At 63.1% G+C, this 11,946-nt stretch carries 7 protein-coding genes; 2 read left to right on the top strand and 5 right to left on the bottom strand.

Translation table 11 applies throughout. The features are described from left to right. Positions 1–327: 327 nt before the first annotated feature. Positions 328–1,680, bottom strand: a complete 1,353-nt coding sequence (locus KA184_18055; GenBank protein MBP8131487.1) for a Gfo/Idh/MocA family oxidoreductase — start codon at positions 1,678–1,680, stop codon at positions 328–330. Positions 1,681–2,004: 324 nt separating this feature from the next. Here KA184_18055 and KA184_18050 point away from each other — a divergent pair, with 324 nt between their 5' ends. Continuing rightward, positions 2,005–3,459: a metallophosphoesterase gene (locus KA184_18050; GenBank protein MBP8131486.1), complete on the top strand. Its 1,455-nt coding sequence runs from the start codon at positions 2,005–2,007 to the stop codon at positions 3,457–3,459. Positions 3,460–3,546: 87 nt separating this feature from the next. On the opposite strand, the gene carB is transcribed toward KA184_18050, so the two are convergent. The 4 genes from carB to KA184_18030 all read right to left on the bottom strand — a co-directional run bounded on the left by carB (position 3,547) and on the right by KA184_18030 (position 10,930). Further along, a complete protein-coding gene (carB, locus tag KA184_18045) occupies positions 3,547–6,801 on the bottom strand; it encodes a carbamoyl-phosphate synthase large subunit (protein MBP8131485.1) in 3,255 nt (1,084 codons plus the stop codon). Between the two features lie 82 nt (positions 6,802–6,883). Then, entirely contained in the window at positions 6,884–7,351 is a 468-nt protein-coding gene (gene greA / locus KA184_18040) for a transcription elongation factor GreA (GenBank protein ID MBP8131484.1), read from the bottom strand. 288 nt (positions 7,352–7,639) lie between these two features. After that, on the bottom strand, positions 7,640–8,800 hold the full coding sequence (locus KA184_18035; protein ID MBP8131483.1) for a response regulator: 1,161 nt from the start codon (positions 8,798–8,800) through the stop codon (positions 7,640–7,642). Between the two features lie 72 nt (positions 8,801–8,872). Then, positions 8,873–10,930: a 4Fe-4S binding protein gene (locus tag KA184_18030; GenBank protein ID MBP8131482.1), complete on the bottom strand. Its 2,058-nt coding sequence runs from the start codon at positions 10,928–10,930 to the stop codon at positions 8,873–8,875. Between the two features lie 410 nt (positions 10,931–11,340). Between KA184_18030 and KA184_18025 the strand changes: the two genes are divergently transcribed. After that, positions 11,341–11,772, top strand: coding sequence for a response regulator (locus KA184_18025; GenBank protein MBP8131481.1), 432 nt, complete (start codon positions 11,341–11,343; stop codon positions 11,770–11,772). Positions 11,773–11,946 lie beyond the last annotated feature (174 nt).

Raw genomic sequence — 11,946 nt, 5'->3', positions numbered from 1 at the left:
GCAGCCTTGGCCGCCTGCCTGCTCATCAAGATAGACACGATTCCTATGGTAAGCGGAAAGACAAATGGGAACAGAGCGAGGCTCCAACCGAAACGACGTCTGCCGGAGAGGTTTGTCATGGGCTTTTCTTTTCGATTCGGTCACATTGAGACGACCCGCGACCCCGGTAGAAGCCCACAACGCCATGCGACAGGAACGATACACTGCGGGGTCCCCTGCAAATCATGGGGACGTGAAACGGATCTCACATGATAGACCATGCAAAAAGAACGACGCGGACGAGCGACCCGTCCGCGTCGTACGCAGAACGTGATTGGGTGATGCTTGTCAGACCGGCAGTTCCCAGCCTTGGCGGTAGGCCTTGGTGAGCCACTGATTCGCGTTTTCGGCGTTGGTGACCTTCATCGCTTCGACGTCGAACTCGATGCGCTGGCCGGCGCGCAGGGCGACGTTGCCCATGTTGGCGACTTCGGTGAGCGGGCCGGCGTAGTCGAAGTGGGACGCGGCTTCGTCCTCGCCCTTGCAGGCGCGGATCCAGTTGAAATAAGGATTCTGGCCGCGTACGCGCTTAATGGTCTCTGGCGGGCGCGCATAGTCCTTCATGCGCTCGTCGGGCAGCAGGCGCGCTTCGTCGCCGTACTCGCCGGCGGTGGCGCAGCCGTCCGTGCCGATGTAGAGCGAACCGTTGTCGCCATTGCCGAGCTTCTGTCCTTCGGGGATGTCCGCGGGGCGTTCCGGCTTCATCCCGCCGTCGTACCAGTAGACGTCGACGGGGCCCATGTCGCCCCGGGCCGGGAACTGGTACTTGATGGTCGACTTGTTCGGCGGGCACTGTCCGGTGATGCCCTCCTGGGTGACGACCTCGACGGAATACGACTTGGCCTCGTACAGCTTCAAGGCCCAGAAGGCCGGGTCCATGATGTGGCAGGCCATGTCGCCGATGGCCCCACAGCCGAAATCCCACCAGCCGCGCCAGTTGAACGGCGCGTATTTCTCATTATAGGGGCGGAACGGCGCCGCGCTGAGCCACAGGTCCCAGTCCATCGTTTCGGGCACGGGCTGTTCCGGGAGCGGGTCCGCGATGCCCTGCGGCCATATGGGCCGGTTGGTCCAGATATGCGCTTCTTTCACCGTGCCGATGGCACCCGCCCAAATCATTTCGCACAATTCGCGGACGCCGTCGCCGCAGTGGCCCTGGTTGCCCATCTGGGTCGTGACGCCGGTCTCGCGCGCTACCTTGGAGAGCAGGCGCGCTTCCGCGATGGTGTGGGTGAGGGGCTTCTGCACGTAGACATGCTTGCCGAGCTTCATGGCCATGTACGCGGCGGGCGCATGGGTGTGGTCGGGCGTCGAGATCGTGCAGCCGTCGATCTGGTCCCCCATTTCTTCGAGCATCTTGCGGTAGTCTTTGTATTTCTTCGCGTCTTTCAGCCGGTAGAACGCCTCTTCCGCGTTCTTCCAGTCGACGTCGCACAACGCGACCACGTTTTCGCGCCGGCACGACATGATGTCGTTGAGGCCCTTGCCGCCCACGCCGATGCCCGCGATGCGCATCTTCTCGTTGGGGGAAAGTTTGCCGGGGACGACTTGGGCCGTGTTGACCCGCAGCGGGATGAACGCCGCCGCGGCCGTGGTCGTGGTTGCCGCAAGGAAAGCTCGTCTGCTCAGTTTCTCTGTCATGTCTGCACATCCTCTCTTTGAGCGTCATGGCCCGATTCGGGCCTTGTATGCCGCCCCGGTTTTGGCGTTTCCCCCCAAAATCGGACGGTTCCGTCCGCGCAAAGACCCACATCCAGCGCATTTTAGACCGTATGGCGTGATTTGGGGTTTCGGTCGCTGGGCCAATAAGGCGCGATTATAGTGAATCCGGCAGGAATGCCCAAGCGGTCAGATGTGCGAAGGCGCCGCTGCGAGCGTGCGCGAAATGACAGGTCCCAGAACGGAGAAGGAGCGCAAGAAGTGCCCAAACATGCGAGAAGGGGGGATGCCGTAAAGGAACCGTGGATGAGACTGTGCGTTTTGCTCTTCTCCTGCGCGTTGCTGACGCTGTGCCCGGCGGCGGCCTACCCGGCGACGGACACGGTATGCCTGTTGCACACGAACGATGTGCACGACCATATCCGGCCGGGCTACAACGGCGAGGGTGGCCTGCCCTATGTGGCCGCCTATGTTGCGGCGGTCCGGGCGGAGCGCGCCGACGTCATCCTGCTGGATGCGGGCGATGTGACGGAGAAGGGCGACATGGTTTCGTATGCGACGGAAGGGGTCATCATGTACGAGGCCATGCGCCGCATCGGCTACACGGCCGCTGTGCCCGGCAATCACGACGTGAACCTGGACCTGCCGGAACTGGACCGGCGCCGCGACCTGCTGGGGACGCCGTTCCTGTGCGCGAACTTGCTGCGGGAAGATGGCGCGACGCGTTATCCCGCATCGCGGATATTCGACGTGGACGGCGTGAAGGTGGGCGTGATCGGCGTGACACGCCGGGAAAAGCGCCCGGAAATCCCCGGCTTTGAATTCAGCAAAAAGGCCCTGGCGGAGGAAGCGGCGCGCATCGAGCCGGAGGCGCATCTCATTGTCGCGGTCGTGCATGAAGGGGTCAACGATTGCGTGGCGCTATCCGAGGCCGCGCCTGCCGTGGATGTATTCGTCGCTGCGCACAAGCATGCGGTGCTGTTCGAGCCCAAGCGTGTCGAGCGGACCGGCGCGCTGATCGTCGAGGCGGGCTGCTGCGCGCAATACGTGGGCCGATTGGAATTGACGCTCGACCTCGAAACCGAGGAAGTAGTCTCGTTTTCGGGCCAGGCTGTTTCCATGCAGGATAGCGTGATTCCGCCCGATGCCGCGTTCGCGGCGTGGGTGCGGGAACGGGAGCGGGAAGTCTGCCCGGAGGCCAGTCGTCCGATAGGATATGCGTCCGCGGAGGTCGGTTTGAGCAGGGTGTCTTTTCTCATTGCGGAAGCGCTGCGCGCGAAGGCGGGCGCGGAGACCGGCTTTTGCATGACGGACCGGAATGTGCGCGGCAGCCTGCCGCGGGGCGGCCTGGACGTAAACGCGCTGTTTCGCGTTTGCGCGCCGTGGACGTTCGATGTCGTCACGGTCTCCGTAACGGGGGCGGACCTGGCGGCGTATCTCGCGGCGTATATCTCCAGCGTCGAGAATCCCACCTGGGCCGGTTTCTCGGCACGGTATCGCGTGCGGCGCGGCCAGCCCGCTGAGTTGCTGGAATCGACGCTGGACGCCGCGCGCAGCTATAGCGTTGCGCTGACCGCTGAAGAATGGGCAAAGGACTTCGTGCCCGTGCTGAGACAGCGCGGCGTCGCCATTCCCGAGCCGACGCCGTGTGCGTTCACAGTCATCGAAGCGCTGACGGCCTATGCCGACGGCTTGGCCCAGGCCGGCACGGATGTTTCCTCGGAGGCCCGGCAACTGGAAGCCGCGGCGTGTCCACGCTGAACCGTCTCGCCTGTTCGCCCGGCTTTTTCCGTTCTTGCGGGGGAGGAGCGAAGAGCCGTCTGTTCCCGCCGGCGCCGGCGCGGGAGGTCAAGACTGGTCTTGCGCGACGCGCAGGCCGGCGTGGTATTCCTGCAGGCTCAGGATGTGCATGTCGCTCTGTTTCATGGCGCGGATGGCGCTGACCGCGGCGACCGCGGCGGCCAGCGTGGTCATGGTCGGGATGCCCCTTTCGAGGGCGGTCCTGCGGATCGCGCGCTCGTCCGTCTTGGAGGCGGCGCCCAGCGGCGTGTTGATGATCCAGTGGATCTCCCCGTTGATCAGGCGGTCTACCACGTTGGGGCGCCCTTCGCCGACCTTGTGCACGATTTCGACGTCGATGCCTTGTTCGCGCAGCGTCTCGGCCGTACCCTCCGTGGCGATGATCTTGAAGCCCAAGCCGGCGAGGTCCTGCGCGAGCGTGCCCATGGCCAGCTGGTCGCGCCGGTTCAGGCTGAGGAACACGGCCCCGCTTAACGGCACGCTGTTGCCCGCGCCGATCTGGCTCTTGGCATAGGCCAGCCCCATGTTCCGGTCGATACCCATGACCTCGCCCGTGCTGCGCATTTCCGGCCCGAGCCAGATGTCTACGCCGGGGAACTTGAGGAAGGGCAGCACCACTTCCTTCGCGGACGTGTAGTTGGGCTGGGGGTCCTGGGTCAGGCCAAGGTCCTTGAGCTTCTTGCCCGCCATGACGCGCGCGGCCAGCTTCGCGAGCGGCACGCCGACCGCCTTGCTTACGAAGGGGATGGTTCGCGACGCGCGCGGGTTGACCTCCAGCAGGAAGATGTCGTGGTCGCGCACGGCGTACTGGACGTTCATGAGGCCGACCACTTCAAGCTGACGCGCCAGCGCGCGCGTCTGCTCGCGCACCCGTTCGAGCAGGTCCGGGTCCAGGTCGTAGGGCGGGAGGATGCACGCGCTGTCGCCCGAGTGTACGCCCGCTTCCTCGATGTGCTGCATGATTGCCGCCACCACCACCGTTTCTCCGTCGGCGATGGCGTCCACGTCGAGTTCGATGGCCCGTTCCAGGAACTTGTCGATGAGGACGGGATGCTCGGGCGAGGCCTCGACCGCGTAGGTCATGTAACGTTTCAGCGATTCTGCGTCGTACACGATCTCCATGGCGCGGCCGCCGAGCACGAACGAGGGCCGGACCACCACGGGATAGCCGATACGGTCCGCGACGGCCAGCGCCTCTTCGACGGACGTTACGGTGTCGTTCGCGGGCTGGAGCAGGTCCAGTTTTTCGACCACCTCGCGGAAGAGTTTCCGGTCTTCCGCGCGGGCGATGTTGTCGGGCGACGTGCCGATAATGGGGGCGCCCGCCGCCTTCAGCGCCCGAGCCAGGTTCAGCGGGGTCTGGCCGCCGAACTGAACGATGACGCCCACGGGATGGACCTGTTCCACGATGTTCATCACATCTTCAAACGTCACCGGCTCGAAGAAGAGGCTGTCCGACGTGTCGTAGTCGGTGGAGACCGTTTCCGGATTGCAGTTGACCATGATGGTCTCGAATCCGTCCTTTTTCAGCGCGAAGGCGGCATGGACGCAGCAATAGTCGAACTCAATGCCCTGCCCGATGCGGTTCGGGCCGCCGCCGAGAATGATGACCTTCGGCCTGTCGGAGCGCCGGACTTCGTCGTCATAGTCGTAGGTCGAGTAATAATAGGGCGTAAACGCCTCGAACTCGCCCGCGCACGTATCGACCAGCCGGTAACCGGGCACAACGCCGTGCTGTTTGCGCAGCGCGCGCACGGCCTCGGGCGTCATGCCCCAGAACCGGCCCAATTGCACATCCGAAAACCCGAAGCGTTTTGCCCGGCGCAGATTCGCCGCATCGCCCGGCCCGGATGCGCGCAACCGTTGTTCCTCCGTGACGATGTCGCGCATTTGCCGCAGGAACCAGGGGTCGATACGGGTCGCTTCGGCCAGTTCCTCGACCGACGCGCCCAGCCGCAGCGCCTCGGCGATCTGGAGGATGCGCGCGGGGTTGGGCGTACGGACGGCCCGTAGCAAGGCCTCCATCTCCTCGGGAGAATCCGGGTCCTCCGTCAGCGGCTTGTGCTTGCCGTCGCCGCCGAAGCCGGAGCGGCCGATTTCCAGGCCGCGAATGGCCTTCTGGAGCGATTCCTTGAACGTGCGGCCGATGCTCATCGTCTCGCCGACGCTCTTCATCTGGACCGTGAGCAGCGGCTCCGAGCCGGGGAACTTCTCGAAGGCCCAGCGCGGAATCTTGGTGACGACGTAGTCGATGGTCGGCTCGAACGAGGCGGGTGTCTCCTTCGTAATGTCATTCGGGATTTCGTCGAGCGTGTAGCCGATGGCCAGTTTGGCGGCGATCTTCGCGATGGGGAACCCGGTGGCTTTCGACGCGAGCGCGGAACTGCGCGACACGCGCGGGTTCATCTCGATCACGACCATGCGCCCGGTTTCCGGGTTGATCGCGAACTGCACGTTCGAGCCGCCCGTATCCACGCCGATCTCGCGCATGATCGTGATCGCCGCGTCGCGCATGGACTGGTATTCTTTGTCCGTGAGCGTCTGCGCGGGTGCGACCGTTATGCTGTCGCCCGTGTGGACGCCCATCGGGTCCACGTTCTCGATCGAGCACACGATCACCACGTTGTCGTTGTGGTCGCGCATGACTTCGAGTTCGAATTCCTTCCAGCCGATGGCCGATTCCTCGATGAGCACCTCGCGTATCGGGCTGGCGTCGAGGCCGCGCTCTACGGCTTGCACGAATTCTTCCCTGTTGAACGCGATGCCCGCGCCCGTGCCACCGAGTGTGAACGCGGGGCGGATGACAGCCGCGAAGTTGATCTCCGCGCCGAACCGCATGGCCTCGTCCACGGCGTGGACGACCTCGCTGCGCGGCACATCCAGCCCGCAATCGATCATGGCCTGCTTGAACAGACCCCGGTCCTCCGCTTTCTTGATCGCGGGCAGTTTCGCGCCGATCAGCTCGCACCCGTAGCGGTCCAGAATACCCTTCTCCGCCACTTCAACGGCGAGGTTGAGGCCCGTCTGGCCGCCGACGGTCGGCAACAACGCATCCGGGCGTTCGCGCTCGATAATCCGTTCGAGAAACTCCGCATTCAACGGCTCGATATAGACGCGGTCCGCCGTTTCCGGGTCGGTCATGATTGTGGCGGGATTGCTGTTCACGAGGACCACTTCGTAGCCCTCCTCGCGCAACGCCTTGCACGCCTGCGTGCCCGAATAGTCGAATTCGCAGGCTTGCCCGATGACGATAGGCCCCGAGCCTATCAGCAGGACTTTCCGAATATCCGTTCGTTTGGGCATATGACCCCTGTCATGACTTTCGGCTGAACGGCCCTGTGACCCAGCGGGAACCTGACCGCGGCACGCGACCGCGGCATCCGCCTCAATACGATATCTCGAGGATCTCGAACATCAGTTGGCCCGCGGGCGCCTGCACCACCGCTGTTCCGCCAACGCCTTTTCCCAGCAACGCCTTGCCGACCGGCGACTGCACGGAGATCTTGCCTGCCGCAAGGTCCGCTTCAGGCGGGCTTACCAGACGATACGTGATTTCCGAGCCCGTCTTTGTGTTGCGCAACCGGACCGTGGCGCCCTGGTACGCCTTGCTCGTATCTATGTCCAAGTCGTCAATCAGCGCGGCCCGCGTAATCTTGTCTTCCAGATCCTTGATCTTCGCGTGAACCAGCGCCTGTTCCTCTTTCGCGGAATGGTACTCCGCGTTCTCGCTCAAGTCGCCGAGCGAGCGGGCGTGTTCTATGGCGGTGGCCACTTTCATGCGGCGCTCGTTCAGCGCCGCAAGTTCCGCCTTCATCTTGTCCAGCCCCTCGCGGGACACGTACAGTCGCTGCATTGATGCCTTTCCCATTCACAGCCCGCGCGTTCCCGCGCGCGAATGGAACCCTGTATACACCAACGCCGACGGCGGCCTGAAGTCACCGTCGGCCTTTCCTGGAATTCGGCGTGTATCCGCCATTCAGCGGCGGAGTATACCAAAACTGCGGTGAGACATGCGAAAAGCGGAGCCCGTGCAGGCGTCTATCCGTCCCGGAGCCTCCGGGCCGCTCTGAAACGCGTGGGACAGCCCGCGAAGACCGGGGAGCGTTCCTGTGTGCGAGCCGTCGAACACAAGGGGCGTGCCTCAGGCGTGCGTAGTGAGCGAAGGCTGCCCGGGGGCGGTGCTGGCGTCGCGCAGGATGAGCGTGAATACGCTGCCCTTGTCTGGTTCGCTGGCGACCTTGATGTCGCCGCCGTACATGAGGGCCAGTTTCTTGACAGTGGACAGGCCGAGGCCGCTGCCGAGGATGTTCGAGGTTTTTTCGTTCTTGATGCGCACGAAATCGCGGAAAAGCTTTCCGGCTTCCTGCTCTGTCATGCCGATGCCTGTGTCGGCCACGGAGATGACAGCCTCGCCCTCCGTTCGGTGTACGGACACATCGACCCGGCCGCCATCGCGGTTGTATTTCACGGCATTGGAGATGAGGTTGTTGAACATAATCGCGAGTTCAGCGGGGTCGGCGGAGAGGAGGACGGGGGCGGGGGCGTCCAGCGCGAGCGTAATGCCGCGTTCGCGGGCCTCGGGGGTTGCAGTATCGAGGGCGGCCTGGGCCGCATGTGCGAGGTCGCATTCCTGGATTTCGCGGGGCCGTTCGCCGGATTCGATGCGCGTGAGGTCGAGCAGATCGATGATCATCTTGCGCATGAACCCGGTGCGGACGAGGCATCGCTCGATAAAATCGCGGTAAACGCGCTCGTCTTTGACGAGGCCGGGGTCGCGCAGGATGTTGAGATAGCCCTCGACGGCGTTGAGCGGGGCCTTGAGTTCGTGGGCAAGCACCGAAATGAACTGGAACCGCAGCTTGCGCTTCTCGGCGGCGAGCGCCTTGGCGTGACGCGTGACGATCAGGTGCTTGGTCGTCTTCTGCACGGTATTCTTGAGGTCCGTGGGCGTGAACGGCTTGGGCAGGAAATCGAACGCGCCTTGCTTGGTTGCGCGCACGGCCGTTTCGATGGACGCATAGGCCGTTATGACCACGGTGTGCATGTCGAGGTTGAGCGGGGCCACGCGGTCCAACACTTCCATGCCGCTGATGCCCGGCAGCTTGTTGTCGAGCAGCAGTATCTGAGGCGTGTCCGATTGGATGATGGCGAGGGCCTGTTCGCCGGTCTCGGCTTCGCCCACCTCGAAACCCACTTCCAGGTCAAAATCCGGGACGGCTACGGTCATGCCGCGCAGGACGCGGCCCACCGCTGAGCGTATGCCTGGTTCGTCGTCCACCACCAGCACTTTGATTGTTTCCACGCAGGACTACCCTTCCGCGGAGCACCTCGCCCCGGTCTGTAGCGGCATCGCGCCATTTGTTGCAGATTTTCCTCAGGTCGGCGCGCCGATCTGCTCTTCCGCCAGGGCTTCCCCGTCCGCCGCCGGAGTGACTTGGCCCTTGCGCGGCAGCGACACCGTGAACGTTGTTCCGGTGGGACCCGCCGCGGGGTCGGCGTTCGACGTGACGCGAATGTTGCCCCGGTGCATCTTCACGATGCCGTAGCTGACGGCAAGACCCATTCCGGTGCCTTCGCCAATGGGCTTGGTCGTGAAGAACGGGTCGAAAATCTTGGAGATGTTCTCTTTCGCGATGCCCGTGCCCGTGTCCTCGATGATGAAAAAGACCTCATCGGGCTCGCCGCGCGTGCGTAACGTCAACATGCCGCCGCCGGGCATGGCGTGACACGCGTTGTTGATGAGGTTGGTCAACACCTGGGTTACCTGGTCGCGGTCGATTTCGGCCGTCGTGTCTTCACCCTCGTGAAACACTTGGGCCGTGATATTCTTCGGGACGGTTACCAGCCGCAGGCAGGTGTCGAGGAGTGCACGGATATCGGTGGCTTCCAGAGCTACCTTGTTCTGCCGCGCGAAATGGAGCAGCCCGGCGACGATTTTCTTGCAGCGGTCCGCCTGTGTCGCGAGCATATCCAGGTCTTCGCGCATCTGCGGATTCCGCTGGCAGTCTTCGAGGAGCATGTGGGCGTACATGAGCACTACGCCGAGAGGGTTGTTCAATTCGTGTGCGATCCCGGCGGCAAGCTGGCCCATGGTCGCCAGTTTCTCCGCCTGGACGAGCGTCTCCCGCGCGCGCGCCAGCTTTTCGTTCGAGACCGCGAGGCTGCTGACGGCCTGGCGCAGTTTGTCGATAGTGTAGGGCAGGCACATCTCGCTTTCGGCAAGCCCCTTGTAGATAGCGGTCGCGTGTTCGTGGCACGTCTCGTAGCCGCAGGCGCCGCAATTGAGTTCGTCCTCGACCGAATGTTTGCCCATCCGGTGCAGAATATGCTTGATCTCGTCGTACGTTGGGTCGGGTATGCGCTGGTCATCCTGTTCGAATACACGGGAGAGGTCGAGGTCCGCGAACTCCGCCATCTGGCGGCGCCATGCGTCCCAGTCGAGATGTTCGAGCCGGGCGCGTACGTAGCTGCTGACGCGGCGGCGCCGCCGGAACAAGGGGTCTTTGTTACTCGTGCCGGGGCCCATGATGCAACCTTCGCAAGCGAGCACCTCCAGCAGGTGCGGACTGCAATGGCCCAAGTGGAATTCCTTGACCGCTTCAACGAAGCCCGAGCGTCCGCCCGCAGTCACCACATCTCCGTGTACGAGGTCCTCCGGCAGGTTGGCCGCCTGCAACATGCCCCGATGCAGGGGAAACAATGAGCCCGGTCCTGCCAGGGGCGGATCGAATTCGCTTTCCTGGACCGTGTGGCGGGACAGGTCGAGTTCCCAGGCCATCTGGCGCAGTTCGACGAACGTCAGCACCGCGTCGATTTCGTCCCGCACCTGACTGCTCGCCGCTTCCCCTTTTTTTGCGATACAGGGGCCGACGAACACGACCTTCACGTTGTCACCATACATACGCCGCACGGCACGCGCCGTCGCCACCATGGGCGAAACGATCGGCGCCAGCGAATCCACCAATTTGGGGAAATACCGCTCAACGTAGGCGACCACGGCCGGGCAGGTCGTCGCGATGTAGCATCTCCCGTCTTTCCGTTCCATGAGCTGGCGATAGCGGTCGGCTACGAGGTCCGCGCCTGCCGCCACTTCAATGACGTAATGAAAGCCCATCCGCCGCAGGACGCCCGCCAGCAGGCGGAAGTTCCAGTCCACAAACTCGCCCGGAAAGCTGGGCGCGATGATGGCCGCCACGCGCCCCCCGTCATTCAACAGCTGTTTTACTGCTTCGGTCGAATCGTAGACGCGCTTGGCGTGCTGCCCGCATACCTGCACGCAGTTCCCGCACCCGATGCAACGCTGGCTGATGACGTCCGCCTGGCCATCCACGATACGGATCGCCTTCGCCGGGCACTCGCGCACGCAGGTGTAGCAGGTGCGGCAGCGCTCGCGTATGGTCGTGACCAAGGGTATGGAAGCCGATTCTTTCATGGGCGGGACACATTGCTCCCTAATACTCTAATCGGTCGCGCGGTAATCCGGTCACGCAGGGTTTCTTAGCAATTATGGACGCAGAATGTCCGAAAAGCAAGCATGAACGCAGTCTTGGGTTTCCTCGAAATCCGGATAATTATCGTGCCTCCGCTGACTTGGCACACAGGACAATCCGGTCTTTCGTGATAAACTGGTTTTAAGTGTTGTGATCACCCATGGGCGAGTGATAATGTAACGCACGATGCTGGGGGTGGTGAACCCCGGAACAGATACGCGTCCGCATCAGTCGAGGTCGCGGCTGGTACACATGGTGGGGACCCGGACACCCGGCATCAGGCCGCGTTGGGGCGTCCGTGCCCCGTACTGCCGTGAGGCCAGATTGTTCCGTTCGAACCCGGAAGCGCGAGATGGCCCGTATCCTTATCATGAATGAAGATCCCGACATCTGCGAGGGGTGCCGGGTGGTGCTGACTTCCAGCGGGTTTGAGGTGCGATGCATTGAAGACACTTCGACGGGCCTGGCCACGGTGCGCGAGTTTGAACCTGACCTGATGATATTGGATGACTGGGCGGAGCAGTCGCATGATGGAATGCGGATGGCGGGGGTATTTCGAAGGGCAGGATTCACGAAACCCATTCTGCTGTTGACAGAATTGGGTCATATGGCGAGTTTTGTTTACGCGCGCGGCGGGGCCGGTCTACCGGTGGATGCTATTCAGGAGAAGCCGTTGGAGCCGAAACGCCTGCTTTCGGTTGTGGCTGGCCTCCTGGTTGAGAAGCCCGTCCGACCCCGACGCCGTCAGGGTGGCCAGCGACTTGGCAGAGCAGACGCTAAGTGATTTTAGAGAAACGGGTTGCGCGGCGAAGAGGCGGCATCCGGGGAACGCTCTGGTCCCTGCGAAGACTTGCGGTTCAGGGAAGAAAACTTTTGACAACATTGACGGTTTTTGCTATACTTTATGCACGGGATGAGTGGAGGATCCTGTAATCGTGTGCGAGTCTGGCCGCACAAT

This window comes from Candidatus Hydrogenedentota bacterium, assembly GCA_018005585.1.
In the GTDB taxonomy this organism is placed as follows: Bacteria; Hydrogenedentota; Hydrogenedentia; order Hydrogenedentales; family JAGMZX01; genus JAGMZX01.
Note: the sequence above shows the minus strand (reverse complement) of the source record. Positions and strands in the feature narration are given on the sequence as shown.